This is a genomic window from Pseudomonas sp. Tav-5-1A (assembly GCF_055755055.1).
Map to the genome: position 1 here is coordinate 1,080,552 of NZ_CM146901.1, position 25,278 is coordinate 1,105,829.

At 64.5% G+C, this 25,278-nt stretch carries 26 protein-coding genes and 1 tRNA gene; 8 read left to right on the plus strand and 19 right to left on the minus strand.

Annotated elements, in window-relative coordinates; translation table 11 throughout:
- Nucleotides 1-24: 24 nt before the first annotated feature.
- The 9 genes from AC0J42_RS04775 to AC0J42_RS04815 form a co-directional block, all read right to left on the minus strand.
- Nucleotides 25-1,011 (minus strand): Abi family protein, encoded by a 987-nt coding sequence (locus AC0J42_RS04775; protein WP_473005401.1) that lies wholly within the window; start codon nucleotides 1,009-1,011, stop codon nucleotides 25-27.
- Between the two features lie 222 nt (nucleotides 1,012-1,233).
- Complete coding sequence (gene ychF / locus AC0J42_RS04780; protein ID WP_416422505.1) at nucleotides 1,234-2,334, minus strand: redox-regulated ATPase YchF; 1,101 nt, start codon at nucleotides 2,332-2,334, stop codon at nucleotides 1,234-1,236.
- 21 nt (nucleotides 2,335-2,355) lie between these two features.
- Nucleotides 2,356-2,940, minus strand: a complete 585-nt coding sequence (gene pth, locus AC0J42_RS04785) for an aminoacyl-tRNA hydrolase (protein WP_008373249.1) — start codon at nucleotides 2,938-2,940, stop codon at nucleotides 2,356-2,358.
- Nucleotides 2,941-3,086: 146 nt separating this feature from the next.
- Nucleotides 3,087-3,683 (minus strand): 50S ribosomal protein L25/general stress protein Ctc, encoded by a 597-nt coding sequence (locus tag AC0J42_RS04790; protein ID WP_416422508.1) that lies wholly within the window; start codon nucleotides 3,681-3,683, stop codon nucleotides 3,087-3,089.
- A gap of 137 nt (nucleotides 3,684-3,820) precedes the next feature.
- Entirely contained in the window at nucleotides 3,821-4,762 is a 942-nt protein-coding gene (locus AC0J42_RS04795; protein WP_008373254.1) for a ribose-phosphate pyrophosphokinase, read from the minus strand.
- A 48-nt stretch (nucleotides 4,763-4,810) separates the two neighbouring features.
- Nucleotides 4,811-4,885 (minus strand) — tRNA-Gln (locus tag AC0J42_RS04800).
- 10 nt (nucleotides 4,886-4,895) lie between these two features.
- Nucleotides 4,896-5,771 carry a 4-(cytidine 5'-diphospho)-2-C-methyl-D-erythritol kinase gene (ispE, locus tag AC0J42_RS04805; protein ID WP_473005402.1) on the minus strand — a complete coding sequence of 292 codons (876 nt, stop codon included), beginning with the start codon at nucleotides 5,769-5,771 and terminating at the stop codon, nucleotides 4,896-4,898.
- A gap of 1 nt (nucleotide 5,772) precedes the next feature.
- Entirely contained in the window at nucleotides 5,773-6,390 is a 618-nt protein-coding gene (lolB, locus tag AC0J42_RS04810; RefSeq protein WP_416422511.1) for a lipoprotein insertase outer membrane protein LolB, read from the minus strand.
- Nucleotides 6,391-6,394: 4 nt separating this feature from the next.
- Nucleotides 6,395-8,122, minus strand: a complete 1,728-nt coding sequence (locus AC0J42_RS04815; RefSeq protein WP_416422512.1) for a tetratricopeptide repeat protein — start codon at nucleotides 8,120-8,122, stop codon at nucleotides 6,395-6,397.
- A 174-nt stretch (nucleotides 8,123-8,296) separates the two neighbouring features.
- On the opposite strand from AC0J42_RS04815, the gene hemA reads away from it, so the two are divergent.
- The 6 genes from hemA (at nucleotide 8,297) to AC0J42_RS04845 (ending at nucleotide 13,661) form a co-directional block, all read left to right on the plus strand.
- The gene (hemA, locus tag AC0J42_RS04820; RefSeq protein ID WP_416422513.1) at nucleotides 8,297-9,574 is read left to right on the plus strand and encodes a glutamyl-tRNA reductase; all 1,278 of its coding nucleotides are present in this window, start codon (nucleotides 8,297-8,299) and stop codon (nucleotides 9,572-9,574) included.
- Nucleotides 9,571-10,653, plus strand: coding sequence for a peptide chain release factor 1 (gene prfA / locus AC0J42_RS04825; RefSeq protein ID WP_416422514.1), 1,083 nt, complete (start codon nucleotides 9,571-9,573; stop codon nucleotides 10,651-10,653). The genes hemA and prfA overlap by 4 nt, the downstream gene beginning before the upstream one ends.
- On the plus strand, nucleotides 10,654-11,484 hold the full coding sequence (gene prmC, locus AC0J42_RS04830) for a peptide chain release factor N(5)-glutamine methyltransferase (RefSeq protein ID WP_473005403.1): 831 nt from the start codon (nucleotides 10,654-10,656) through the stop codon (nucleotides 11,482-11,484). It begins immediately after the preceding gene.
- Nucleotides 11,478-12,233 carry a molybdopterin-synthase adenylyltransferase MoeB gene (locus AC0J42_RS04835; RefSeq protein ID WP_416422516.1) on the plus strand — a complete coding sequence of 252 codons (756 nt, stop codon included), beginning with the start codon at nucleotides 11,478-11,480 and terminating at the stop codon, nucleotides 12,231-12,233. The genes prmC and AC0J42_RS04835 overlap by 7 nt, the downstream gene beginning before the upstream one ends.
- On the plus strand, nucleotides 12,226-13,017 hold the full coding sequence (murI, locus tag AC0J42_RS04840; protein ID WP_473005405.1) for a glutamate racemase: 792 nt from the start codon (nucleotides 12,226-12,228) through the stop codon (nucleotides 13,015-13,017). Before AC0J42_RS04835 ends, murI begins: the two co-directional genes overlap by 8 nt.
- A gap of 116 nt (nucleotides 13,018-13,133) precedes the next feature.
- Complete coding sequence (locus AC0J42_RS04845) at nucleotides 13,134-13,661, plus strand: acyloxyacyl hydrolase (protein ID WP_416422518.1); 528 nt, start codon at nucleotides 13,134-13,136, stop codon at nucleotides 13,659-13,661.
- A 190-nt stretch (nucleotides 13,662-13,851) separates the two neighbouring features.
- Here the strand turns inward: AC0J42_RS04845 and AC0J42_RS04850 are convergent, their stop codons facing one another.
- From AC0J42_RS04850 to AC0J42_RS04895, 10 genes are all read right to left on the minus strand, one after another.
- Nucleotides 13,852-14,322 (minus strand): DUF2878 domain-containing protein, encoded by a 471-nt coding sequence (locus AC0J42_RS04850; RefSeq protein WP_473005406.1) that lies wholly within the window; start codon nucleotides 14,320-14,322, stop codon nucleotides 13,852-13,854.
- Nucleotides 14,315-15,580 carry a class I SAM-dependent methyltransferase gene (locus AC0J42_RS04855; protein WP_416422520.1) on the minus strand — a complete coding sequence of 422 codons (1,266 nt, stop codon included), beginning with the start codon at nucleotides 15,578-15,580 and terminating at the stop codon, nucleotides 14,315-14,317. The genes AC0J42_RS04850 and AC0J42_RS04855 overlap by 8 nt, the downstream gene beginning before the upstream one ends.
- Nucleotides 15,573-16,367 carry a DUF1365 domain-containing protein gene (locus AC0J42_RS04860; protein WP_473005407.1) on the minus strand — a complete coding sequence of 265 codons (795 nt, stop codon included), beginning with the start codon at nucleotides 16,365-16,367 and terminating at the stop codon, nucleotides 15,573-15,575. The genes AC0J42_RS04855 and AC0J42_RS04860 overlap by 8 nt, the downstream gene beginning before the upstream one ends.
- Nucleotides 16,364-17,608, minus strand: a complete 1,245-nt coding sequence (locus tag AC0J42_RS04865) for an NAD(P)/FAD-dependent oxidoreductase (protein WP_473005408.1) — start codon at nucleotides 17,606-17,608, stop codon at nucleotides 16,364-16,366. Before AC0J42_RS04865 ends, AC0J42_RS04860 begins: the two co-directional genes overlap by 4 nt.
- Nucleotides 17,608-18,384: an SDR family NAD(P)-dependent oxidoreductase gene (locus AC0J42_RS04870; protein WP_416422523.1), complete on the minus strand. Its 777-nt coding sequence runs from the start codon at nucleotides 18,382-18,384 to the stop codon at nucleotides 17,608-17,610. The genes AC0J42_RS04865 and AC0J42_RS04870 overlap by 1 nt, the downstream gene beginning before the upstream one ends.
- Nucleotides 18,377-19,822 carry a deoxyribodipyrimidine photo-lyase gene (gene phrB, locus AC0J42_RS04875; RefSeq protein WP_416422524.1) on the minus strand — a complete coding sequence of 482 codons (1,446 nt, stop codon included), beginning with the start codon at nucleotides 19,820-19,822 and terminating at the stop codon, nucleotides 18,377-18,379. Before phrB ends, AC0J42_RS04870 begins: the two co-directional genes overlap by 8 nt.
- 22 nt (nucleotides 19,823-19,844) lie before the next feature.
- Nucleotides 19,845-20,774, minus strand: coding sequence for a MerR family transcriptional regulator (locus AC0J42_RS04880; protein WP_473005409.1), 930 nt, complete (start codon nucleotides 20,772-20,774; stop codon nucleotides 19,845-19,847).
- A gap of 4 nt (nucleotides 20,775-20,778) precedes the next feature.
- Complete coding sequence (locus AC0J42_RS04885; protein ID WP_416422526.1) at nucleotides 20,779-21,735, minus strand: YbgA family protein; 957 nt, start codon at nucleotides 21,733-21,735, stop codon at nucleotides 20,779-20,781.
- Between the two features lie 159 nt (nucleotides 21,736-21,894).
- The gene (locus tag AC0J42_RS04890) at nucleotides 21,895-22,110 is read right to left on the minus strand and encodes a TIGR02450 family Trp-rich protein (protein WP_416427536.1); all 216 of its coding nucleotides are present in this window, start codon (nucleotides 22,108-22,110) and stop codon (nucleotides 21,895-21,897) included.
- A gap of 8 nt (nucleotides 22,111-22,118) precedes the next feature.
- The gene (locus AC0J42_RS04895; RefSeq protein WP_416422527.1) at nucleotides 22,119-23,105 is read right to left on the minus strand and encodes an NAD(P)/FAD-dependent oxidoreductase; all 987 of its coding nucleotides are present in this window, start codon (nucleotides 23,103-23,105) and stop codon (nucleotides 22,119-22,121) included.
- Between the two features lie 192 nt (nucleotides 23,106-23,297).
- Between AC0J42_RS04895 and AC0J42_RS04900 the strand changes: the two genes are divergently transcribed.
- Both AC0J42_RS04900 and hemH read left to right on the plus strand, forming a co-directional pair.
- Nucleotides 23,298-24,200 (plus strand): TIGR01777 family oxidoreductase, encoded by a 903-nt coding sequence (locus AC0J42_RS04900; protein WP_416422528.1) that lies wholly within the window; start codon nucleotides 23,298-23,300, stop codon nucleotides 24,198-24,200.
- A 14-nt stretch (nucleotides 24,201-24,214) separates the two neighbouring features.
- On the plus strand, nucleotides 24,215-25,237 hold the full coding sequence (gene hemH, locus AC0J42_RS04905; RefSeq protein ID WP_473005410.1) for a ferrochelatase: 1,023 nt from the start codon (nucleotides 24,215-24,217) through the stop codon (nucleotides 25,235-25,237).
- Nucleotides 25,238-25,278 lie beyond the last annotated feature (41 nt).

The following is a 25,278-nucleotide window of genomic DNA, read 5'->3' on the forward strand; positions in this document are numbered from 1 at the left end:
CCAGCACGGCGTGGCGGGCGGCAGCTAAATCCCGAAAGCCGTTCGGGGGAATCCGGATTCGGCAGGCAATCCGAACGATGCAAAGGTGCACCCCGGCAGTGCTGGCTTGGTATCAATCAAGTCAGCTACCGAATTGATCCAATTCGAGCGTGGGGCGATCTTCTGCATCAGAAACCAGATGATGCAGACCAGACCATACAGCCGCGTCAACGCATTTCGATCCAGATTCAGCGCAGTGAAATAGGACTCGCTGGGAACTGCGGACAGCGGATTGGGAGAGACCTGGTTCCAGATACGAGTGTGATGGGCGCAGCGGTTTCTGAGCAGGTTTATCTCTTGCAGCCAACGCGCGAAGACTCGCGCGTCGCTGAGACCAAACCGTGCCAGGATCTGGTTTTGGTACGTGCCCTTCAGTATTTCGAAATAGCGAGAAAGCGCGCCGAAGTCCCAGGCTTCTACGGCGACCCAAAATGGGATTGGGCGCCCCGATCGACGATGCCACTCGATCGAGTCTTCCGTGCTGCGCTTTAGCAATACCTGTTGGTGAGTCGACCATTCGATCCATTTGTTCCTGACTTTGCCGCGCGATATGAAGTCATTGGCATGCTTGGGCTGGATGAATGTGGCATCGGTATAGGCCATGGGGTGGTGATAGCCCACTACATGAGCGATCACCGTTCTTAAATTGACTTCCAGGCGCTCGATAGCATCCAGCATGTGCAGTCTAAGATGCTTGTCGAATCGATAAAGGGAAACCGCATCCTCAAACGTTGTGCCCGTTGCGAATAGATTCTTGCGTAGCGGCTTGCCGGAAGCAGGGCATGATTTTGCCAGGCCCGTTCCAGCATCTCTGTCGAATTCGCGTGCCGGATACCAGTAACCGCTTAGGCGGTAGTAGCCTAACTGGGCGAGTTTTCGCTCTGCGCGGGCCGGGTCAGCCACGAGCATATTGCGCTCGGTAAGGAGGGTGACGAGGTCTGGATAGCTCCGGAAAGGTTTTGGAGTCAACAACTTCCATGTCTCCAGACATAAGAAGGCCCGAACGTAATGCCGGACTAAGCCAGCACCAGAGGATCGGGCGCGATTGAAGAGAATAGTGCCGCCCGCCCCATTTTCCGTCAAGGAAAACTGGGTTACGAAAGATGACTGGCATTGGCTGACCTCAATGGTCAGAAAACACGAAAAAGCCCCGGCTCTTGCGAGACCGGGGCTTCTTGAATGGCCGTAACGCGCTTACACGTTAAAGCGGAAGTGCATCACATCGCCGTCCTTGACGATGTATTCCTTGCCTTCCAGGCGCCATTTGCCGGCTTCCTTGGTGCCCGCTTCACCGTTGTACTGGATGAAGTCGTTGTAGGCGATCACTTCGGCGCGGATGAAGCCTTTTTCGAAGTCGGTGTGGATCACGCCAGCGGCCTGTGGCGCGGTGGCGCCGACCTTGACGGTCCAGGCGCGGACTTCCTCGACGCCGGCGGTGAAGTAGGTCTGCAGGTTCAGCAGTTCGTAGCCGGCGCGGATCACGCGGTTCAGGCCAGGCTCTTCCAGGCCCAGGGCCTCGAGGAACATGTCCTTCTCTTCGCCGTCGTCCAGCTCGGCGATTTCGGCTTCGATCTTGTTGCACACCGGCACCACGATGGCGCCTTCTTCTTCGGCGATGGCGCGGACCACGTCCAGGTGCGGGTTGCCTTCGAAGCCGTCTTCGGCGACGTTGGCGATGTACATGACCGGCTTCGAGGTCAGCAGGTGGAAGCCGCGGATGACCGCCTTCTCGTCAACACCCATGTTCTTCATCAGGCTGCGCGCAGGCTTGCCGTCGGTGAAGTGGGCGATCAGTTGCTCCAGCAGGCCTTTCTGGACCACGGCGTCCTTGTCGCCACCCTTGGCGTTGCGCGCAACCTTCTGCAGTTGCTTCTCGCAGCTGTCCAGGTCGGCGAAGATCAGTTCCAGGTCGATGATCTCGATGTCGCGCTTGGGGTCGACGCTGTTGGAGACGTGAATCACGTTCTCGTCTTCGAAGCAGCGGACCACGTGGGCGATGGCGTCGGTTTCGCGGATGTTGGCCAGGAACTTGTTGCCCAGGCCTTCACCTTTCGAGGCGCCGGCCACCAGGCCTGCGATGTCGACGAATTCCATGGTGGTGGGCAGGATGCGCTTGGGGTTGACGATGGCAGCCAGGGCAGCCAGGCGCGGGTCCGGCATCGGCACGATACCGCTGTTGGGCTCGATGGTGCAGAAGGGGAAGTTCTCGGCCGCGATACCCGATTTGGTCAGGGCGTTGAACAGTGTGGACTTGCCGACGTTGGGCAGGCCGACGATACCGCAATTGAAACCCATGGTGATTCCCTCTTCGTGGAGTCAGGCCTTTTGGCTGTGCAGGTTTTTCATCGCGCGATTCCACTCGCCGGCGAAGATATCCGGCAACACGCCGAGGGCAAAATCGATACTGGCGTCCAGTTTGTCCTGCTCGGCGCGTGGCGCCCGGCCCAGGACAAAGTTGGATACCTGACTGGCCACACCCGGGTGGCCAATGCCAAGCCGCAGACGGTGGAAGCCGTTGTTGTTGCCCAGCTGCGCGATGATGTCGCGCAAGCCGTTGTGCCCGCCATGGCCGCCGCCCAACTTGAGCTTGGCGACGCCGGGGGGCAGGTCGAGTTCGTCGTGGGCCACCAGGATGGCGTCTACCGGAATGCGGTAGAAATTCGCCAATGCCGCCACGGCCTGGCCGCTACGGTTCATGTAGGTGGTGGGGATCAACAGGCGAACATCATGGCCCTGATGGCTGAAACGCGCCGTCAGGCCGAAATACTTGCGATCGGCTACCAGGCTGACGCCTTGTTTGGCAGCGATGCGCTCAACGAAAAGAGCCCCTGCGTTATGCCGGGTCTGTTCGTATTCCTGGCCAGGGTTTCCCAGGCCAACGATCAGTTGAATGGCGGTCACGACAGGGGCTCTTCCTTGGAATCGAATTGAACATCGCCACCGGGCTGGCCGGTGGCATGAGGGGACGAGGTCGGTTGTGTAAACTTCGCGATCTCGTCCGCTTATGCTACCGCGATGTCATTACAACTCCGGCGTGCCGAGTAAAATTACTCTGCAGCGCCTTCAGCTTCTGGAGCTACACGTGGAGCGTGGACGTTGGCAACAGCCAGGTCGTTGCCGTGAGCCAGGGCTACGAACTCAACGCCTTTAGGGGCCTTGAGGTCGGACAGGTGAACGATCGAACCGATTTCGGCGTTGGCCAGGTCGACTTCGATGAACTCAGGCAGGTCCTTGGCTTCGCAGGAAACTTCGATCTCGTTGACAACGTGGGAGATCTCGCCGCCTTTCTTCACTGGAGCTTCTTCGTTGACGAAGTGCACAGGAACGATAGCGGTCAGTTTCTGGCCAGCAACAACGCGGACGAAGTCAGCGTGCATGATGAACTGCTTGGCTGGGTGACGCTGCATGGCCTTGACCACGACGTTTTGCTTGGTGCCGTCAACGTTCAGTTCGATAACGTGGCTGAAAGCAGCTTCGTTTTCGAACAGCTTGGCGATTTCTTTAGCCAGGATGCTTACGGATTCAGCTTCTTTGTCGCCACCGTAGATTACGGCTGGGACTTGGGCGGCGAGACGACGCAGGCGGCGGCTCGCACCTTTCCCCAGGTCGGTACGCGCTTGGGCGTTCAGGATGAAATCAGTCATTTTACATCTCCAAAATAGCCATGCCCGGGTAACGTTTGCGACCAGCGTCAAACCGGGATGGGCAAAAAAGCCCCGCCCCAACGGAAGTGTTGGGGCGGGGCGCTTTTCGTCAACGAGGTGTTCGCAGGGCAGGGCCCTTAGCGGAACATCGCGCTGATCGATTCTTCATTGCTGATGCGGCGGACCGCCTCGGCAACTACCGGTGCGATATCCAGTTGACGGATACGTACACAGGCTTGTGCTGCAGCGGACAGCGGGATGGTGTTAGTGACCACCAGCTCGTCCAGCACGGAATTTTCAATGTTCTCGATCGCCCGGCCCGACAGCACAGGGTGTGTGCAGTAGGCAAAGACCTTGGCAGCGCCATGCTCTTTCAGGGCTTTCGCCGCGTGGCACAGGGTGCCGGCGGTGTCGACCATGTCATCGACCAGAATACAGGTACGCCCTTCGACGTCGCCGATGATATGCATCACTTCGGAGTGATTGGCTTTCTCACGGCGCTTGTCGATGATACCCAGATCAACGCCCAGGGACTTGGCAACAGCACGTGCACGCACGACGCCGCCGATGTCCGGGGACACGATCATCAGGTTCTCGAAGCGTTGATCCTCGATGTCATCCACCAATACTGGGGAGCCGTAGATGTTATCTACCGGAATATCGAAGAAACCCTGGATTTGGTCAGCATGCAGATCCACCGTGAGAACACGGTCGATCCCCACCACGGTGAGCATGTCAGCGACGACTTTCGCGCTGATGGCAACACGTGCGGAACGCGGACGGCGATCCTGGCGGGCATAACCAAAGTAAGGAATCACCGCAGTGATTCGGGACGCTGAGGAGCGGCGGAAGGCATCGGCCATCACAACCAGTTCCATCAGGTTATCGTTCGTCGGAGCGCAAGTCGGCTGAATGATAAAGACGTCCTTACCGCGGACGTTTTCATTAATCTCAGTGCTGATTTCGCCGTCGGAGAACTTACCGACAGAGACATCACCCAGTGGGATATGCAGCTGACGTACTACACGCCGAGCCAGATCGGGGTTAGCGTTCCCCGTAAAGACCATCATCTTGGACACGCGCAGTACCTGCCGGCTGAGGGTATACCTGGATGAGTATAAGGAAAATGGCAGGGGCGGCTGGATTCGAACCAACGCATGGCAGGATCAAAACCTGCTGCCTTACCGCTTGGCGACGCCCCTGTATCTGTTGCTACGAGTGCCCAGCACTCGTTTCCTGTGACAGACTCTGTAGTTTACGGTGCAACATTGAGATGTTGCTGCCTTTGGCTACAAACCCTGTAAGGGTATCTGCAAGAAGGTGCGAAACTCTATCAGCTTCCGCTTTGCTTGGGAAGGCCCCAAACACACAACTTCCAGTTCCGGTGAGTCGTCCATCACCAAATTTCTTCAGTGAATTCAAGGCGTTAAGTACTTCTGGATAACGTCTTGTGACTACCGCTTCGCAGTCATTTCTGCTGTTTCCCTTGGGAACGGGGCGCACTTTAATGGGAAGTGAATCGCGTGTCAACAACGGATCTGAAAAAATTTCTGCTGTACTAACAGAGACTTGCGGGACGAGCACCAGGTACCAGGGTTCCTCGGGCTCGGCCGGGGTAAGGATTTCGCCCACGCCCTCGGCGAACGCCGCGTGCCCGCGGACGAAAACCGGTACGTCGGCGCCCAGGGAAAGGCCCAGCTCGGCCAGGCGGTCGATGCCGGCGCCGGTGTTCCACAAATGGTCCAGCCCCAGCAGGGTGGTGGCGGCGTCGGAACTGCCGCCGCCGATGCCGCCGCCCATGGGCAGCACTTTATGCAGCCAGATGTCGGCGCCCAGCGTGGTACCGGTCAGCGCCTGCAGCTTGCGCGCGGCTTTCACGATGAGGTTGCTGTCGTGGGGCACGCCCTCGATGTCGGTGTGCAGGCGGATCTCGCCGTCCTGGCGCACGGCGAATTGCAGTTCGTCGCCGTGGTCGAGGAATTGGAACAGGGTCTGCAGTTCGTGGTAGCCGTCGGCGCGGCGGCCCAGGATGTGCAGCATCAGGTTGAGCTTGGCCGGGGCGGGCAGGGTCAGGCGTGGCTGGGTCATGTCAGTGCCCCAGCTGCCGTGGCTGCCAGGACTTGACCACCAGGGTCACGTCCAGGTCCTGGCCGTGCAGCTTGATGCGCTCGGGCAGGGCGTAGCCGTTCTGTTCGGTGTAGCTGAGGTATTCGACGCTCCAGCCATCCTGTTCCAGGCTGGCCAGGCGGCTGTCGCCGTCCAGGGTCAGCTTGCTCTTGGTGTCCGGGGCGGGCAGGCCGCGCACCCACCACACCAGGTGCGACACCGGCAGGTTCCAGCCCAGCTGTTCGCCCAGCAGTTGCTCGGGGGTGGCTGCTTCATAGCGGCCCTGGTTGGCGACTTCCAACACCACCTGGCCCGGGCGCCCGGTCAGGCGCGCGGCACCGCGGCCCAGTGGGCCGGACAGGCGAATGTCGTAGTAGTCCTGGCGTTGCAGCCAGAACAGGGTGCCGCTGCCCGAGTCCTTGGGCGCGCGGATGCCGACCTTGCCGTCGATCTGCCAGCCGTCCAGCTGGGTCAGTTGCGCCTTGTGGGCGCTCCATTGTTGCGGGTTGCCCTGGCCCTGCAGGGCCTCGCGGGAACCGAAGCCGGCACAGCCGGCGAGCAGGGCGATCAGGCTGAAGGTGATGACGTGGCGCAAAAACATAAGGTTATAGAGTCTCGGATCCGGTCAGGCGCAGCACGGTGGCGCGCAGGGTAGGGCTCTCGGCGGGTTCTTTCAGGTACTTGGCCCAGACTTCGCGGGCTTCGCGCTGCTTGCCGTTGGCCCACAGCACTTCGCCCAGGTGGGCGGCCACTTCCTGGTCGGGGAAGGCGGCCAGGGCCTGGCGCAGCAGGCGCTCGGCTTCGTTGAGGTTGCCCAGGCGGTAGTTGACCCAGCCCAGGCTGTCGAGCACGGCGGGGTCGTCGGGGTTGATGCTGTGGGCGCGTTCGATCAACTGCTTGGCCTCGGCGTAGCGCGTGGTGCGGTCCGACAGGGTGTAGCCCAGGGCGTTGAGGGCCATGGCGTTGTTCGGCTCGCGCTTGATGATGGCGCGTAGGTCGGCCTCCATCTGCTGCAGGTCGTTGCGCTTTTCCGCGAGCATGGCGCGGGTGTACAGCAGGTTCAGGTCGTCGGGGTAGAGCGTCAGTGCCTTGGCCAGCAATTGCCAGGCGGCGTCCTGCTGGTTGTTGTTGGCCAGGGTCTCGGCCTCCACCAGGTACAGCTGGATGGCGTAGTCGGGCTGGGCTTCGCGTGCCGCGGCCAGGCGTTTGCGCGCCTCGTCGACGCGGCCGCTGGCCATCAGGATGTCGGCCTGGCGCAGCTGGGCGGGCAGGTAGTCGTTGCCGCCACCGACCTGGGCGTATTCCTCGAGGGCGCCCTGCGGGTCGCCTTTTTCCTCGGCGATGCGGCCAAGGTTCAGGTGCGCGGAGTCGACGTGGGCGCCGCGGTCCACCAGCTCGTGCAGGTAGTCGGCGGCCTCGTCCCAGGCCTTGGCTTCCAGGCACACCAGCGCCAGGGAGTAGCGCAACTCGTCGTCCTCGGGGTACTGCTGCACCAGGCTGGCGAACTGCACCTTGGCGTCGGCCATGCGGTTCTGTTCCACCAGCATGCGCGCGTAGGTCAGGCGCAGGCGCTTGTCGTCAGGGTATTTGCGCAGGCTTTTTTCCAGCAGCGGCACCGCTTCCTTGCCGCGGTCCAGCAGTTGCAGCAGGCGCGCGTGCAGCAGGATAGGGGCGATTTCGCCGTCCTGCGGCGGGTTCTTCTCCAGCAGCGTCAGCGCACCCTGGTTGTCGCCGTCCTGTTGCAGCAGCAAGGCCTTGCCGAACAGCAACTGGCTGTTGCGTGGGTACTTCACCAGCAGCCGGTCGAAACTTTGCAACAGGCCATTGCGGGTGTCCTGGTCGGTGTCGGCGGCCGACAGCGCGAGGAAATCGAAATGGGTGTCGCCCTGGCCCTGCAGGACTTTTTCCATGTACACCATGGACTCGTCGTAACGGCCATTGCGCGCCAGCTGGATGGCCGCGGTGCGTTGGGCGTCCAGATCGGCAGGGGCGTTTTTCGCCCACATCAGCGCCGTGTCCAGGGCGGCCTGGTCGGCGCCCACGTACTCGGCGATGCGGTACGCACGTTCGGAAACGCCGGGGTCACCGGTCTTGCGCGCCTGATCCACGTAGTTGTCCAGGGCGATGTCGAAGCGGTTGCGCTGGCCGGCCAGCTCCGCCGTCAACAGGCTGAAGACCGTGTCTTCAGTGAACGAGCCATACACCACCGGTTTCTCGGCAGGCTTTGGAGTGCTGTCCTGGACGGCAGCGGCGTCTTGTGGCTTGCCGGGGTGCCAGGCCTGGCAACCATTGAGCAAGACAAAAGCAAGGAACAACGCGGAGGATCTATTCATAGGGAGTTTTGGCGACTTACCTGCGGTCGGATCATCATGACACAAGCCTGTGGGCAAACCCATAAGCGATGGCACCTGCGGGGGCAGACTATTAGGACAATAGACTGCGGTAGTTGTTCTGGGGCGGACTAAGTAGGACAATTGTCGGCTTATCGACATCATCAGCGACCTTGAATGGCCTTCCTTGCCCTCGGTATCAACCATAAGACTGCCTCGGTGGATGTGCGCGAACGCGTGGCTTTCACCCCCGAGCAGCTGGTCGAAGCCTTGCAGCAGCTCTGCCGCCTGACCGACAGCCGCGAAGCTGCGATCCTCTCTACCTGCAACCGTAGCGAGCTTTATATAGAACAGGACCACCTGGCCGCAGAGACTGTGCTGCGCTGGCTGGCCGACTATCACAAGCTCAGTTACGACGAATTGCGTGCCAGTGCCTACGTGCACGAGGACGACGCGGCCGTGCGCCACATGATGCGCGTGGCCTCGGGCCTCGACTCGCTGGTGCTGGGCGAACCGCAGATCCTCGGGCAGATGAAGTCCGCCTATGCCGTGGCCCGCGAGGCAGGTACCATTGGCCCGCTGCTGGGCCGGTTGTTCCAGGCCACGTTCAGTGCCGCCAAGCAGGTGCGCACCGACACCGCCATCGGCGAGAACCCGGTGTCGGTGGCGTTCGCCGCCGTGAGCCTGGCGAAGCAGATCTTCAGCGATTTGCAGCGCAGCCAGGCGCTGCTGATCGGCGCAGGCGAGACCATTACCCTGGTCGCCCGGCACCTGCACGAGCAGGGCGTGAAGCGCATCGTGGTGGCTAACCGTACCCTGGAGCGTGCCAGCACCCTGGCCGCGCAGTTCGGTGCCCACGCGGTGTTGCTGTCCGACATCCCGCAGGAACTGGTCAACAGCGACATCGTCATCAGCTCCACTGCCAGCCAGTTGCCGATCCTGGGCAAGGGCGCGGTGGAAAGCGCGCTGAAGCTGCGCAAGCACAAGCCGATCTTCATGGTCGACATCGCCGTACCGCGCGATATCGAGCCAGAAGTCGGCGAGTTGGACGACGTTTACCTGTACAGCGTCGACGACCTCCACGACGTGGTGGCCGAGAACCTCAAGAGCCGCCAGGGCGCTGCCCAGGCCGCCGAGCAACTGGTCAGCGGTGGCGTCGACGATTTCATGGCGCGCCTGCGCGAGCTGGCGGCGGTGGACGTGCTCAAGGCGTACCGCCAGCAAAGCGAGCGCCTGCGCGACGAAGAATTGCAAAAGGCCCAGCGGCTGCTGGCCAATGGCAGCAGCGCCGAGGAAGTGCTGGTGCAACTGGCCCGCGGGCTGACCAACAAATTGCTGCATGCGCCGAGCGTGCAGCTTAAAAAGCTGTCTGCCGAAGGCCGCCTCGATGCGCTGGCCATGGCCCAGGAACTCTTTGCCCTCAACGAGGGCCCCACGGATAAACCCCCGCAATGAAAGCGTCACTGCTCAATAAACTGGACACGATCCAGGATCGTTTCGAGGAACTGACCGCCCTGTTGGGCGACGCCGAGATCATTTCCGATCAGGCCCGTTTCCGCGCCTTCTCCCGTGAATACGCGGAGCTGGAGCCGATCGTGGCCGGCTACCAGGCCTGGTGCAAGGTGCAGGACGACCTGGAAGGCGCCCAGGCGCTGCTCAAGGACAGTGACCCCGACATGCGCGAGATGGCCGTCGAGGAAGTGCGCGAAGCCAAGGAGCAACTGCAGGTGCTGGAAGGCGACCTGCAGCGCATGCTGCTGCCCAAGGACCCCAACGACAGCCGCAACGTGTTCCTCGAGATCCGCGCCGGCACCGGTGGCGACGAGGCGGCGATCTTCTCCGGCGACCTGTTCCGCATGTATTCGCGCTACGCCGAGAAGCGTGGCTGGCGGGTCGAGATCCTCTCGGAGAACGAGGGTGAGCACGGCGGCTATAAAGAGGTGATCGCCCGGGTCGAGGGCGAGAACGTCTACGGCAAGCTGAAGTTCGAGTCCGGTGCCCATCGCGTGCAGCGTGTGCCGGAAACCGAGTCGCAGGGCCGTATCCACACCTCGGCCTGCACCGTGGCGGTGCTGGCCGAACCCGATGAGCGCGTGGCCATCGAGATCAACCCGGCCGACCTGCGCGTCGACACCTTCCGCTCCTCGGGCGCCGGCGGCCAGCACGTCAACACCACCGACTCGGCCATCCGCATCACCCACTTGCCCACCGGCACGGTGGTGGAATGCCAGGAAGAGCGCTCGCAGCACAAGAACCGTGCGCGCGCCATGGCCTGGCTGTCGGCCAAGCTCAACGACATGCAGACCAGCGCCGCGGCCAACGCCATCGCCAGCGAGCGCAAGCTGCTGGTGGGCTCGGGCGACCGTTCCGAGCGCATCCGTACCTACAACTTCCCGCAGGGCCGGGTGACCGACCACCGTGTCAACCTGACCCTGTATTCCCTGGACGAAATCATGGCCGGTGGTGTCGACGCGGTCATCGAACCGCTGCTGGCCGAATACCAGGCGGATCAACTTGCGGCATTGGGTGAGTAAATGACGATCATTGCCAGTCTGCTCAGAAGCGCCGAACTGCCCGAGTCCCCGACGGCGCGCCTGGACATCGAATTGCTGCTGGCGGCAGCCCTGGGCAAGAACCGCAGCTACCTGCACACCTGGCCGGAGCGCATCGTCACCACCGAGGCGGCGGCCACCTTCGACAGCTACCTGCAACGGCGCCGCCAGGGCGAGCCGGTGGCCTACATCCTCGGCCAGCAGGGTTTCTGGAAGCTGGACCTGGAAGTGGCGCCGCACACGCTGATCCCGCGGCCGGACACCGAGCTGCTGGTGGAAACCGCCCTGGAACTGCTGCCTGCCACGCCAGCCAAGGTGCTCGACCTGGGCACCGGCACCGGCGCCATCGCTCTGGCCCTGGCCAGCGAGCGCGGTGGCTGGCAGGTGACCGCGGTGGACCGCGTGGCCGAGGCCGTAGCCCTGGCCGAGCGCAACCGCGAGCGCCTGCGGCTGGGCAACGTGCGGGTGCTGGAAAGCCACTGGTTCGGCGCCCTGCAGGGCGAGCGGTTCCAGATGATCATCAGCAATCCGCCGTACATCCGCGCCGCCGACCCGCACCTGGTGGCAGGTGACGTGCGTTTCGAGCCGGCCAGCGCGCTGGTGGCCGGCGACGATGGCCTCGACGACCTGCGCACCATCATTGCCCAGGCGCCTGCCCACCTGGAGGCCGGTGGCTGGCTGCTGCTGGAACACGGCTACGACCAGGCTGCCGCGGTGCGCGAGCTGCTGGCCAAGCATGATTTCGAACAGATCGAGAGCCGCGAAGACCTCGGCGGCCACGAACGCATCACCCTCGGGCGCCTGGCATGCTGAGCGACGAGGAACTGCTGCGCTACAGCCGCCAAGTGCTGCTGTCCCAGGTGGACATCGACGGCCAGTTGAAGCTCAAGGCCAGCCGCGCGCTGATCGTCGGCCTGGGTGGCCTCGGCTCGCCCGTGGCCCTGTACCTGGCGGCCGCCGGGGTGGGTGAGCTGCATTTGGCCGACTTCGACACCGTGGACCTCACCAACCTGCAGCGCCAGGTGTTGCATGACACCTCCACCGTGGGCATGAGCAAGGTCGATTCGGCCCTGCAACGCCTGGAGGCGATCAACCCCAAGGTCAAGCTGGTGGCCCACCGCGCGGCGCTGGATGAAGATTCACTGGCCGCCGCCGTGGCGGCGGTGGACCTGGTGCTGGACTGCTCCGACAACTTCGGCACCCGCGAGGCGGTCAACGCCGCGTGCGTGGCAGCCGGCAAGCCATTGGTCAGCGGCGCCGCCATCCGCCTCGAAGGGCAGCTGTCGGTGTTTGACCCGCGCCGCCCGGAAAGCCCGTGTTACCACTGCCTGTACGGCCACGGCAGCGAGGCCGAACTGACCTGCAGCGAGGCTGGCGTGGTCGGCCCGCTGGTGGGCCTGGTGGGCAGCCTGCAAGCCCTGGAAGCCTTGAAACTGCTGGCCGGTTTCGGCGACCCGCTGGTGGGCCGCCTGCTGTTGGTGGACGCCCTGGGCAGCCGCTTCCGCGAGCTGCGGGTCAAGCGCGACCCGGCGTGCAGCGTCTGTGGCCCGGCCCGTGGCTGAAGCGCCGGTCGGGGTCTTCGATTCCGGCGTCGGCGGGCTGTCGGTGCTCGGTGAAATCCGCGCCCTGTTGCCCCATGAATCCCTGTTGTACGTGGCCGACTGCGGCCACATTCCCTACGGCGAGAAGTCCCCGGCGTTCATTCGCGAGCGCTGCGTGGCCGTGGCCGAGTTCTTCCGCGAGCGGGGCGCCAAGGCCCTGGTGCTGGCCTGCAACACCGCCACGGTAGCGGCGGTGGCGGACCTGCGCGAGCGCTACCCCGATTGGCCCATCGTGGGTATGGAACCGGCGGTGAAACCTGCCGCCGCGGCCACCCGCAGCGGCGTGGTGGGCGTGCTGGCCACCACGGGCACCCTGCAGAGCGCCAAGTTCGCCGCGCTGCTGGACCGCTTCGCCAACGACGTGAAGGTGGTGACCCAACCCTGCCCGGGCCTGGTCGAGCTGATCGAGACCGGCCAGTTGCACAGCGATGCCCTGCGCACCTTGCTGCAGCACTACGTGACGCCGCTGCTGGCCGCTGGCTGCGACACGCTGATCCTGGGCTGCACGCACTACCCCTTCCTCAAGCCGCTGTTGCGGGAAATGATCCCCGGCAACGTTATCCTCATTGACACCGGCGCCGCCGTGGCCCGCCAACTGCAGCGCCTGCTGGACCAGCGCGGCCTGCTGGCGGCTGGCCCGGCCACCCCCGCGCACTTCTGGACCAGCGGTGATCCCCAGCACTTCCAGAATATCCTGCCTATGCTTTGGGAAAAATCTGACATTGTTAGTGGATTTGTACGATAAATAATCGTACAAACTCCTAATGTGGCGATGAACCATCATCGATGTCCGGATTTCTATAGTTTCGTCATTCAAGACGTATAAAACCAAAAAACGGCATTAGACATAGGATGTTCCTGATGAAGAAACTGTTCGGCTTGGCTGCGCTTGCAGCGTTTACCCTGGGACAGAGCATGGCAGCACACGCACTGGATGGTTCGGTGTCGGTGGGGACCACGGGGGAGGGCTCGATGGTCTACCGCCTGGGGCTGCAGTCGGATTGGGACCAGAGCTGGTTCCAGACCAGCACCGGGCGCCTGACCGGCTACTGGGACGGCGGCTACACCTACTGGACTTCGTCCAACCGTGGCCCGTCGAACAACACCCTGTCGTTCGCCCCGGTGTTTCGCTATGAATTCGATGGCGGTGCGGTGAAGCCGTTCGTCGAGGCCGGTATTGGCGTGTCGGTGTTCTCGAAGTTGCAGATCGATGACAACAAGCTGGGCACTTCCTTCAACTTCGAAGACCGCATCGGCTTCGGCCTGCGCTTCGCGGGCAATCAGGAAGTGTCGATTCGCGCGATCCATTATTCCAACGGCGGCATCAAGGAACCGAACGACGGTATCCAGGCCTATTCGATCAATTATCGGATGCCGTTGGGGTTCTGATCGGTTTGCGGCCGGACGCCGCCTTCGGCAGCTGCTACGGGTTTGCGTAGCAGCGGCCGCAGGCCGCGTCAGCGGCCAAGGCCGGCTCCTACCACGAATAGTGTAGGAGCCGACTTTAGTCGCGATGCAGACGACGCCATTTCAAGACAGTTGCTGCTACGGGTTTGCGTAGCAGCGGCCGCAGGCCGCGTCAGCGGTTAGCCCGGTGTTGCAGCCCAACGAACACCGCCGCCCACAGCACCCCCAACCCCAGCATCGTCGGCACCAGCCCATACGGAAACCCCACTCCCGCCATCCGTCCGCCAGCGTAATACGACAGCGGCCCTGCCACCGCGCCCAACCCCGCCGCCAGCCACCAGGGCCGGGCCGTCCAGGCCAGGCAATGGCGCAAGGTGGTGGCGAGCAACGGCCACAGCAGGGCCAGCCACATGGGCAACAGCCTGCCATTGGGGTGAAAGTCGTAGACGTCCAGCCACATCAGGCCACTGTCCAGCGCCACGCCCAGCACGAACGCCTCGACCATCAGGCGCCCGTCGCCGTGCCAGCACCAGTGCCCCACCAGAATCACCAGCACCACGATCAACCAACCGCTGTTGCCGCCCAGCACGCAGGCCAGCCAGCCGGCCTGGAACAGCACGGCGTTGGCCAGCTTCTCAAGCATCGAAGCGCCCGAGCAGCGGCTGCGGTTGCGCCGCCGGCTTGGCCAGCAGCAGTTGCGCGGTGCCGATGGTGCGCTCCAGGAAGCCGCCCTCGCAGTAGCACAGGTAGAACTCCCACAGGCGCAGGAAATACTCGTCGTAGCCCAGTTCACGCAGGCGGTTGTGGGCGCGGCGGAAGTTGTCGTGCCACAGGCGCAGGGTGCGCGCGTAGTGCAGGCCGAAGTCTTCCATGTGCAGCAGGTTCATGTCGGTGTCGCGCCCGACGATCTGCAGCATCGCCTGCACGGAAGGCAACGCGCCGCCGGGGAAGATGTAGCGCTGGATGAAATCGACGCTGTGCCGCGCCTGCTCGTAGCGCTGCTCGCGAATGGTGATGGCCTGCAGCAGCATCACCCCGTCGGGCTTGAGCAGCGCCGCGCATTTCTGGAAGTAGGTGGGCAGGAAACGGTGGCCCACGGCCTCGATCATCTCGATGGACACCAGCTTGTCGTAGCTGCCGGTCAGGTCGCGGTAGTCGGACAGCAGCAGGGTCACGCGGTCTTGCAGGCCCTGGGCCTCGATGCGCTGGCGGGTGTAGTCGTACTGCTCTTTCGACAGCGTGGTGGTGGTCACCCGGCAGCCGTAGTGGCTGGCCGCGTACAGCGCCATGCTGCCCCAGCCGGTGCCGATTTCCAGCAGGTGGTCGCCGGGGGTCAGCGCCAGTTTCTGGCAGATGCGTTCCAGCTTGTTCAGCTGCGCCTGTTCCAGGCTGTCGTCGGTGCGGGTGAACTGCGCGGCCGAATACATCATGGTCGGGTCGAGGAATTGCTCGAACAGGTCATTGCCCAGGTCGTAGTGGGCGGCGATGTTCTTCTGCGAGCCCTTGCGGGTGTTGCGGTTGAGCCAGTGCAGGCCACGCACCAGCGGCCGGCTGAGGCGCGCCAGGCCGCCCTCCATGGCGTCCAGCACGTCGAGGTTGCTGACAAACACGCGAATCACCGCGGTCAGGTCCGGGCTGGTCCAGTAACCGTGGATAAAAGCCTCGCCAGCGCCGATGGAGCCGCCGCTGGCCACCAGCCCCCAGGCCGAGGCGTCCTGCACGTGAATTTCCCCCACCAGTGGCGAGGCAGGGTTGCCGAACCGCAGGTGCTCGTCGCCTTCCACCACCAGCAACTGGCCGTGGCGCAGCGAGTTCAGTTGCCGCAGCACGCCACGGCGCAGCAAAGCGCTGGTCATGCCGTAAGTGCTGAACGGTGTGGCCTTGGCCTCGAAACTATTCATGGCGTCGTTCCTTTGCGTGGGCGGTGGCGGCGCGATATGAACCCTGCGCGCGACTGTGGTTGACGATGGGAATGCGTTTAAGCGCCAGGCGCAGGGCCTGCCAGTAGATGGCCAGGCAGGTCTTGGCGGTCATCCAGGGAAAGGCCAGCAGCTGGCGATGCAGGTTGCCGCGGCTCATGGCGTGGCGGTGCAGGGTCAAGGTGGCGTCGAAGACCTTGGTCTCGCCCTGCCAGTCGGCCATGTGCACGCCCAGGCGCTGCGCCGGGGGGCTGAAGCTCATGCGGTATTCCAGGTCGCGGGGCAGGAACGGCGAGACGTGGAAGGCCTTGGCCACGGCGAAGTGCTGGAAACCTTCGCCCTCGGCCGGCAGCACGTAGTGATAGCGCTCGCGCCAGGGGGTGTTGGTAACCTCGCAGAGGATGGCTACCAGCTGCTCCTGGGCGTTGAAGCAGTAGAAGAAACTGACCGGGTTGAACGCCAGACCGAAGCTGCGCGCCTGGGTCAGCAGGCGAATCGCGCCGTCGGGGCTGAAGCCCAGGGCCCGCGCCACGCACTGGCGCACGGCATCGGCCAGGGGCAGGCCGCTGGCGGTGTGTTCGCGCAGGTAGTCGCTTTCACGAAAGGCGAACGGCGACCAGCGGCTGTGCCCTGCCAGCGGCGACAGCCCCAGCACCTGGGCCTGCTCGGCCAGGTCCAGGTACAGCAGGCCGATGCGGTAGCGGAACTGGTGGCCGCGCGGGGCGAACCGCCGGTGGCTGACCCAGCCGCTGTACAGGGCGCTGTTCATAGTGCCTGCCCGAACGCGTGGGCCACGCGCAGGGCGCTGGTGACCCCGTCTTCGTGGAAGCCGTTGGCCCAGTAGGCGCCGCAATAGTAGGTGTGCTGCACGCCGTGCAGTTCTTGCCAGCGCGCCTGCGCGGCCATGCCGGCCAGGCTGTATTGCGGGTGGGCGTAGGTGTAGCGCGCCAGCACCTGGGCCGGGTCGATGGCGGCGCTCTGGTTGAGGCTGACGCAGAAGGTGGTGGGGCCTTGCAGGCCTTGCAGGATGTTCATGTCGTAGGTGACGGCGGCGGCCTGGCCGCTGCCGTCGAGGCGGTAGTTCCAACTGGCCCAGGCCAGGGGCCGGGTGGGCAGCAGGCGGGTGTCGGTGTGCAGCACCACATCGTTGTCGGCGTAGGGGAGGGCGCCGAGGATCTGTTGCTCGGCCTCGCTGGGCGCAGCCAGCAGCGCCAGGGCCTGGTCGCTGTGGCAGGCGAACACCACCTTGTCGAACCGCTCGGCGCCACGCGGGCTGTGCAGGGTCACGCCGTCGGCGTCACGTTCTACGCGGCTGACGGCGCAGTCCAGGTGAATATGCTCGGCGAAGCCTGCGGTGAGCGGCGCGATGTAGCGGCTGGAGCCACCTTCCACCACGAACCACTGCGGCCGGTGGGTGACCGAGAGCAGGCCGTGGTTCTTGAAGAAACGCACGAAGAACTGCAGCGGAAAACCCAGCATGTCCTGCAGCGACATGGACCAGATGGCCGCGCCCATGGGCACGATGTAGTGATTGATGAAGCGCTGGCCGTAGCCCTTGGTGCGCAGGTACTGGCCCAGGGTGGTCTGCGCGGTGAGGCGGTGGCTGGCCAGGTCTGCCACGGCTTCGCGGTTGAAGCGCAGGATGTCCTTGAGCATGCCCCAGAAGCCGGGGGAGACCAGGTTGCCGCGCTGGGCGAACAGGCTGTTGAGGTTGTTGCCGTTGTATTCCAGGCCGCTACCCGGGTCGCTGACCGAGAAACTCATCTCGGTGGCCTTGAAGGGCACGCCCAGTTGGTCCAGCAGGGCAATGAAGTTGGGGTAGGTCCACTCGTTGAAGACAATGAAGCCGGTATCGATCGCGTAGTGCCGGCCCTGGTGCTCGATGTCCAGGGTATGGGTGTGCCCGCCGATCCACGAGGAGGCTTCGAACACCTCCACCTGGTGCTCACGGCTGAGCAGGTAGGCGCAGGTCAGGCCGGCGATGCCGCTGCCGATCACGGCGATTTTCATCAGTTGTCCCCTTCCAGTGGGTTCGGGCGCACCATGCGCTTGCCGATGATCAGCTTGAGCCGCGCCGGCAGCCGTGACAGCGGCCACAGGGCGGTCATGAACAGCGCCGGGAAGGCGATTTCCAGCGGCCGCTTGTCCAGGCGCTCGACGATGTGCCGGGCGGCCTCTTCGGCGCTGATCATCATCGGCATGGGGAAGTCGTTTTTTTGCGTCAGCGGCGTGTCGACGAAGCCGGGGCTGACCACGGTGACGTCGATGTGCTCCTGGGCCAGGTCCACCCGCAGGGATTCGAACAGGTAGCGCAGCCCCGCCTTGGAGGCACCGTAGGCTTCCGAGCGCGGCAGCGGCAGGTAGGTGACCGCGCTGGCGACGCCGGTGAGGTGCGGGCGCACGCCCTTGCGCAGCAGCGGCAGGGCCGCCTCGATGCAGTAGCTGCTGGCGAACAGGTTGGTGCGGATCACCCGCTCGAAAATCAGCGCGTCGAAGTGCTGGGCGTCGACGTATTCGCAGGTGCCGGCGTTGAGGATCACGCTGTCCAGCGCGCCCCAGGCCTGCCCGATGCTGGCGCCGATGGCCTTGACCTGGTCGTGGTCGGTGAGGTCGCCGGGCACCACCAGCACCTGGCCGGGAAAGCGCCGTTCCAGCAGGCGCAACGGCCCTTCGGAGCGGGCGCTGACCGCCACCTGCGCACCTTCCAGCAGCAGGGCTTCGGCCATGGCCTCGCCCAGGCCGCTGCTGGCGCCGGTCAGCCAGATGCGGCGGGGCACGTCAGCCATGATGGCCTCCACTGACCTGGCGCTGTGGCAGGTTCTTGAACGCGGTGAGGGCGCGGTCGCGGCTCTTGCCCAGGTCGACGATGGGGCGCGGGTAATCCGCCGGGCCGAACAAGCCGCCGGCGCCGGCGGGGTTATGGATTTCCTTGCTGCCCAGGTCGGCCAGTTCCGGCAGCCATTCCTTGAGGAACACGCCGTGCTCGTCGAAACGCGCCGACTGGCTGTGGGGGTTGAAGATACGGAAGTAGGGCGCCGCGTCGGTGCCGGTGGAGGCGCTCCATTGCCAGCCGCCGTTGTTGGCGGCCAGGTCGCCGTCGATCAGGTGGCGCATGAAGAAGCGCTCGCCTTCGCGCCAGTCGATCAGCAGGTTCTTGGTCAGGAACATGGCCACCACCATGCGCAGGCGGTTGTGCATCCAGCCGGTTTCGAGCAACTGGCGCATGGCCGCGTCGATGATCGGGATACCGGTGCGGCCGCGCTGCCAGGCTTCCAACTCCTTGGGGGCATGGCGCCAGGCCAGGGCCTCGGTTTCGCTGCGGAAGGCGCGGTGCATGGACACCCGCGGGTAGCCCACCAGGATGTGCTTGTAGAACTCGCGCCACAGCAGCTCGTTGATCCAGGTCACCGCGCCGACGTTGCCGCTGTCGAACTCGCCATGGTTGTGGTTGAGCGCGGCGTGCAGGCACTGGCGCGGCGAGATCACCCCGGCGGCCAGGTAGGCCGAGAGCTGGCTGGTGCCCGGCCGCGAGGGAATGTCGCGCTCGTGCTGGTAGTACTCGATGGGCTCGTCGACGAACTGGTCCAAGCGGTGCTTGGCCTCGTCCTCGCCGGCCGGCCACAGCGCTTGCAGCGCGGCGCTGGGGGTGGGGAAACCCTGCACTTCGGCCGGCACTTTGTCGCGGGCAATGTGCACGGGCGCCTGGGCCTTGGGCGCGCGGACCACGGCGGGAATGCCGTGGTGCAGGCGCTCGTAGCAGACTTTGCGGAACTGGCTGAACACCTGGAAGTAGTTGCCGGTCTTGGTGAGGATGCTGCCGGGCTGGAACAGCAACTGGTCAAGGTGGCTGTCGAAGCCGATGCCCGCGGCGTCCAGCGCCTGGGCCACGGCAGCGTCGCGGCGGCTTTCGTTGACGCCGTATTCCTCGTTGCAGTGCACGTGCTCGACGTGGTGCTGTTGGCACAGTTGCAGCAGGGCCTCGGGCGCCTGGCCCCAGGTGTCGATGGTGCGGATCAGCAGGGGAATATGCTTTTGCGCCAGCTGTTCGCTGAGTTGTTGTACGTTGCGCAGCCAGAAGTCGACCTTGCAGGCGGCGTCGTCGTGCTGTTGCCACTGGCCAGGGCTCACCAGCCACACGGCCAGGGTCGGGCCCTTGGCGCAGGCGGCGGCCAGGGCGGTGTTGTCGTGCAGGCGCAGGTCAGTGCGGAACCAGATCAGTTGCATGGGTTTTCCGTGTGTAGTCATGTCAGAGCACCCCCAGGCGCTGCAGGCATTGCTGGGCTGCCAGCGGGGTATCGAGCAGGTGCAGGCGCCCGGTCTCGAGGTTATGTACGGGCCAGTCGTGCTGATGGATGCATACCGTTGGTCCGACTATCAGGGTTTCTCCGTCCAACCCGGCCAGCAGCCGCGGCAGCTGCGCAAGGTTCAGCGGCCTGGCCGAGTACAGCAGCACCGCCCGTGCGCCCAGGCGTTCGGCGGCCAGGGCCAGTTCGCCGGGCGGCAGCGGCCAGTCGAACACTTCCACCGGGCAATCGGCGCTGCTGGCCAGCCAGGCGCACAGCCACAGGTGGGGCTCCAGGGGCAGGTCGGACTGGTTCACCAGCAGCAGCGGCGCGCCGTTGAGCTGGCGGTTGTTGTGGTAGATGCGCGCGCCCAGCTTGCTGCGCAGCCAGGACAGGAAGAACACCCGCTCCATCTGCGCGCCGAACTGGCCTTGCCAGCGCTGTTCCAGTTCCTCCAGCAAGGGCAGCAGCAGGTGCTCGCACAGGGTTACCGGCGGGTACAGGGCCATGGCCTGGTTGAAGGTGTCGTCGACGCGGCGCTCGGCCAGCTCGCCAATGGCCTGCAGCAGGCTGGCGCGCAGCGGCAGCCAGTCGCCGCCGTCATGGGCCTGGGGCGTGGCCGCCTGGCCGTTGTCGAGCAGGGCCATGACCTGGCCCACGGCCACGCCGCGGCCCAGCCAGGTGAGGATCTGCTGAATGCGCTGCACGTGCTCGGCGCCGTACAGGCGGTGGCCCTTGGCGGTGCGGTGCGGCACGATCAGGCCGTAGCGCCGCTCCCAGGCGCGCAGGGTGACCGGGTTGACGCCGGTCTGGCGCGCCACTTCGCGAATCGGCAGCCAGCCGTCACGCATCGCCTGGATGGCGTCGTCGCCCTCGGGGGTTGAAGTGTTCATGGGGTCAGATCGCATTTCGAAGGCTGAGATTTTCCGGGTGCGGCTGCAGGTACACCTGCTGGCTCACATAAGGGTCGGGGTGCAGGCGCAGGTGATGCTTGAGCAGGGTAAGGGGCACCACCAGCGGCACGATGCCCAGGCGGTACTGTTCGATCAGGTGCTGCATTTCCTGGCGGTCGCCGTCGCTGAGGGTGCGCTTGAAGTAGCCGCTCAGGTGCTGCAGCACGTTGCTGTGGGTGCCGCGGGTGGCGCAGCGTTTCAGCGCTTCCATCAGCTCGCTGAAATAGCGCGGGCCGATTTCACTGGCGTCGCCACGGCCCATGGTGCCCAGCAGCTTGCCCAGCACTTTGTATTGCAGCGGGTTGTTGGCCATCAGTTGGTACTTGTAGCGCGAGTGGAAGCGCATCAGGCCGCCACGGCTCAGGCCTTCGTGCAGCAGCGCCTGCCAGTCGGCGTAGGCGTACACGCGGACGATGAAGTTTTCGCGCAGCACGGCGTCGCACAGGCGCCCGTCTTCTTCCACCGGCAGGTCGGGCCGCGCGGCGCAGAACGCTTCGGCGTAAATGCCGCGGCCGCCTTCGTGCTGTGGCGCGCCGTTGTCGCGGTAGACCTTGACCCGCTCCAGGCCGCAGGACGGCGACTTGTGCATGAAGATGTAGCCGCTGAGGTCTTCCATCTGCGCGGCCATTTGCGTGCCGTAGTCGGCCAATGCTTCGGTGACATCGATGCTGGCGTCGACAGTGCCCAGCGCGCGGGGCGCCTGGGCGTCGCCGACCAGGCGGATTGGCTGGCGCGGGATGCCCAGGCCAATGGCGACCTCAGGGCAGGCCGGGACGAAATCGAAATGTTCGGCCAGGGCGTGGGTGCACAGGCGCGATTCCTTGTGCCCGCCGTTGTAGCGCACCTCGGCGCCGAGCAAGCAGGCGCTGATACCGATGCGGGGCTTTGGAGAGTTGGGCATGGGCGTACACTCTTGTACAGGCAGGTGATCTTGTACAACTTACCTTCATAGTAGGACGAAGGGTGTACAAGTCAAACATTTTGTACAAGATTTAAGCCCCCGTAGCAGCTGCCGTGAGGCTGCGTCGGCCGTTATGCGGTTGGCGCGGTCTGTGGTGTGTCAGCGCCAGCCCATCAGCCAGGTCTGCGCATCGCGCAGCGCCTGCCACGGCATTCGTTCGCTGCGCCGGGTCAGCACGGCCTGCAGTTCAATCTCGAGGACAGTGCCTTCCTCGTCCCGAAACAGTTCGGTCACCAGGAAGTGTTTTTCCCGTTGCCGGGGATGGGCTGCCGTCCATTTGGACAGCAGCAGTTTGCGCGGGTCAAGGCGGTGCAGCGGGGCAGTCATTCCAGGTGTTCAAGCAGCCGGCGGGCCGCTTCCAGGCCGCTGAGCCAGGCGCCTTCCACCCGGCCGGACAGGCACCAGTCGCCACAGGCGTACAACCCCAGGTCGGCGTCGGCCAGCGCGCCCCATTCGTGCGCTGACGCAGGGCGGGCGTAGAGCCAGCGGTGGGCGATGCTGAACACCGGCGCCGGCATGGCGCAGTTGGCCAGTTCGGCGAAAGCGCCGTGCAGTTGCTCGATCACCTCTTCCTTGGGCAGGTCGATGTGCTGTTTGCTCCAGCTGCTGGTGGCGTGCAGCACCCAGGTGTCCAGGGTGGCTTCGCGCCCCGGCTTGCTGCGGTTGCAGGCCAGCCAGTCGAGGGGGCTGTCTTGCACGAAGCAGCCTTGCATGGCGGTTTCCAGCGGCTTGTCGAACGCCAGGGCGATGGCCCAGGTGGGCTCCATCTGCACCCCGGCGGCCACGCCGGCAAGTTTTGGCGCCGCGGCCAGCAGGGCGGTGGCCTGGGGCGCGGGCAGGGCGATGATCACGTGGCTGAACGGGCCGTGGCTGCAGCCTTCGGCGTCCAGCAGGTGCCAGTGGTGCTTGCCGCGGAACACCTCGGTGATGCGGCAGCCGAACACCGCGTTCATGTCGCCGAGCATGGCCTTGGCGATCGAGCCCATGCGCGGGGTGCCGACCCAGCGGGTCTGTTCGTCGGGGGAGGGGCTGAGCAGGCTGCCGCGGGCGTTGAACAGCTGCGGCTTCCATTCTTCCACGCAGCCCACGCTTTGCCAGCGTTGGACCTGGTCGACGAAGCGCCGGTCGCGGGCGGTGAAGTACTGCGCCCCCAGGTCCAGGGAGCCGGCGTCGCTGCGCTTGCTGGACGCACGGCCGCCCGGGCCGCGGCTTTTGTCGAAGAGGTGTGGCGCGTGCCCGGCCTTGAACAACGCCTGGGCAGCGGAGAGTCCGGCAATGCCGGTACCGATGATCGCAATAGGTACTGTCATGGTGGCCTCGTTACTTCTTTGCACAGACTACGCTTAAGGACAAACCTGTACAATAATCATTGTTAGTATAAGTTACTGTCGTCCTTTTTCCGTTTGCTCTGTGTCTATGTGAGAGCAGTCCGTGGGCAAAAGTGCCGTCTCTCTTAAAAATAGACTAGCGATTTGCCTTCAACGCTACACGAGGAAGCAGTCATGCACATTTTGCTGACCGGCGGTACGGGCCTTATCGGTCGCAGGCTCTGCCAGCACTGGCTGGCGCAGGGTCACCGCCTCACGGTGTGGAGCCGCCAGCCGACGAGCGTGGCCCGTTTGTGCGGCCGCGAGGTGGCAGGTATCGGCCGTCTGGACGAGCTGGGTGAAGAGACTGTCGACGCGGTCATCAACCTCGCCGGCGCGCCCATCGCCGACCGGCCATGGACGGAACGCCGTCGCCAGCTGCTGTGGAAAAGCCGCGTCGGCCTCACCGAGCAACTGATCGCCTGGCTGGAGCAGCGCCAGCAGCGCCCCCCGGTGCTGATATCCGGCTCGGCGGTGGGCTACTACGGTGACGGCGGCGAACGCGAGCTTACCGAGCAGTCGCAACCGGTGCGCAAGGACTTCGCCAGCGACCTGTGCATTGCCTGGGAGGAGACGGCCCAGCGTGCCGAAGAGTTGGGCATACGCGTGGTGCTGGTGCGCACCGGGCTGGTGCTGGCCAGCGAGGGTGGCATGCTCAAGCGCCTGAAGGTGCCGTTCAAGCTGGGTGTGGGCGGGCCCATCGGCAGTGGCCGGCAGTTCATGCCCTGGGTGCACATCGACGATCAAATCGGCCTGATTGATTTTCTTTTGCACAAGGACGACGCCAGCGGTCCTTATAATGCCTGTGCGCCAGAGCCGGTGCGCAACCGCGAGTTCGCCCGGCGCCTGGGCCGTGCCCTGCACCGGCCCGCGTTCATGCCCTTGCCGGGGCTGGTGCTGCGGGTGGGCCTGGGCGAGATGTCGGATTTATTGCTGGGCGGCCAACGGGCCCGCCCGGTGCGTTTACTGGCGGCAGGGTTTACCTTCCGTTTCAATGATCTGCAATCGGCGCTGGGCGACCTCGTCCCGCGCCTCTGAAATTAGGACGTTGCATGACCGATCACGCTCTGCTGCTGGTCAACCTGGGTTCGCCAGCTTCCACCTCCGTGGCCGACGTGCGCCGCTACCTCAACCAATTCCTGATGGACCCGTACGTCATCGACCTGCCCTGGCCGGTGCGGCGGCTGCTGGTGTCGCTGATCCTGATCAAGCGCCCGGAGCAGTCGGCCCACGCCTACGCCAGCATCTGGTGGGACGAAGGCTCGCCCCTGGTCGTGCTCACCCGCCGCCTGGAAGCGGTGATGCGCGAACAGTGGAGCCACGGCCCGGTGGAAATCGCCATGCGCTACGGCGAGCCGTCCCTGGACACCGTGCTCACCCGCCTGGCTGCCCAGGGCGTGCGCGACATTACCCTGGCGCCGCTGTACCCACAGTTCGCCGACAGCACCGTGACCACGGTCATCGAGGAAGCGAAAAAGGTGGTGCAGGAGAAAAAACTGCCGGTGCGCTTCAAGCTGCTGCAGCCGTTCTTCGACCAGCCCGAGTACATCGACGCCCTGGTGGCCAGCGCCAAGCCGTACCTGGACGCGCAGCCGTTCGACCACCTGCTGCTGAGCTTCCACGGCCTGCCCGAACGCCACCTGACCAAGCTCAACCCCGGCCACGACGTGCGCCGTCCCGACTGCTGCGCCGAGTCCAGCCCCGAAGTGCTCGCCAACTGCTACCGCGGCCAGTGCATGCGCAGCGCCGCCGCCTTCGCGGCAAAAATGGGCTTGCCGGACGGCAAGTGGTCAGTGTCGTTCCAGTCGCGGTTGGGCAAGAACAAGTGGATCGAACCCTACACCGAGGCACGCCTCGACGAACTGGCCAAGCAGGGCGTGAAACGCCTGCTGGTGATGTGCCCGGCGTTCGTCGCCGATTGCATCGAGACGCTGGAAGAGATTGGTGACCGCGGCAAGGAGCAGTTTGTCGAGGCGGGGGGGGAGGAGTTGGTGTTGGTGCCTTGCTTGAATGACAACCGGCAGTGGGGGGAGGCGTTGAAGGTGCTTTGTGAGCGGGCGCCAGTGTTGGCGTAGAAATGAAAACGCCGCTATCCCCTCAATGGCGGATAGCGGCG

Coding starts and splice junctions, on each gene's coding strand:
- ychF (WP_416422505.1), bottom strand. CDS start 2,334: ATGGGTTTCAATTGCGGTATCGTCGGCCTGCCCAACGTCGGCAAGTCC.
- AC0J42_RS04790 (WP_416422508.1), bottom strand. CDS start 3,683: ATGACTGATTTCATCCTGAACGCCCAAGCGCGTACCGACCTGGGGAAA.
- ispE (WP_473005402.1), bottom strand. CDS start 5,771: ATGACCCAGCCACGCCTGACCCTGCCCGCCCCGGCCAAGCTCAACCTG.
- lolB (WP_416422511.1), bottom strand. CDS start 6,390: ATGTTTTTGCGCCACGTCATCACCTTCAGCCTGATCGCCCTGCTCGCC.
- AC0J42_RS04815 (WP_416422512.1), bottom strand. CDS start 8,122: ATGAATAGATCCTCCGCGTTGTTCCTTGCTTTTGTCTTGCTCAATGGT.
- hemA (WP_416422513.1), top strand. CDS start 8,297: ATGGCCTTCCTTGCCCTCGGTATCAACCATAAGACTGCCTCGGTGGAT.
- prfA (WP_416422514.1), top strand. CDS start 9,571: ATGAAAGCGTCACTGCTCAATAAACTGGACACGATCCAGGATCGTTTC.
- prmC (WP_473005403.1), top strand. CDS start 10,654: ATGACGATCATTGCCAGTCTGCTCAGAAGCGCCGAACTGCCCGAGTCC.
- AC0J42_RS04835 (WP_416422516.1), top strand. CDS start 11,478: ATGCTGAGCGACGAGGAACTGCTGCGCTACAGCCGCCAAGTGCTGCTG.
- AC0J42_RS04845 (WP_416422518.1), top strand. CDS start 13,134: ATGAAGAAACTGTTCGGCTTGGCTGCGCTTGCAGCGTTTACCCTGGGA.
- AC0J42_RS04850 (WP_473005406.1), bottom strand. CDS start 14,322: ATGCTTGAGAAGCTGGCCAACGCCGTGCTGTTCCAGGCCGGCTGGCTG.
- AC0J42_RS04855 (WP_416422520.1), bottom strand. CDS start 15,580: ATGAATAGTTTCGAGGCCAAGGCCACACCGTTCAGCACTTACGGCATG.
- AC0J42_RS04860 (WP_473005407.1), bottom strand. CDS start 16,367: ATGAACAGCGCCCTGTACAGCGGCTGGGTCAGCCACCGGCGGTTCGCC.
- AC0J42_RS04865 (WP_473005408.1), bottom strand. CDS start 17,608: ATGAAAATCGCCGTGATCGGCAGCGGCATCGCCGGCCTGACCTGCGCC.
- AC0J42_RS04870 (WP_416422523.1), bottom strand. CDS start 18,384: ATGGCTGACGTGCCCCGCCGCATCTGGCTGACCGGCGCCAGCAGCGGC.
- phrB (WP_416422524.1), bottom strand. CDS start 19,822: ATGCAACTGATCTGGTTCCGCACTGACCTGCGCCTGCACGACAACACC.
- AC0J42_RS04880 (WP_473005409.1), bottom strand. CDS start 20,774: ATGAACACTTCAACCCCCGAGGGCGACGACGCCATCCAGGCGATGCGT.
- AC0J42_RS04885 (WP_416422526.1), bottom strand. CDS start 21,735: ATGCCCAACTCTCCAAAGCCCCGCATCGGTATCAGCGCCTGCTTGCTC.
- AC0J42_RS04895 (WP_416422527.1), bottom strand. CDS start 23,105: ATGACAGTACCTATTGCGATCATCGGTACCGGCATTGCCGGACTCTCC.
- AC0J42_RS04900 (WP_416422528.1), top strand. CDS start 23,298: ATGCACATTTTGCTGACCGGCGGTACGGGCCTTATCGGTCGCAGGCTC.
- hemH (WP_473005410.1), top strand. CDS start 24,215: ATGACCGATCACGCTCTGCTGCTGGTCAACCTGGGTTCGCCAGCTTCC.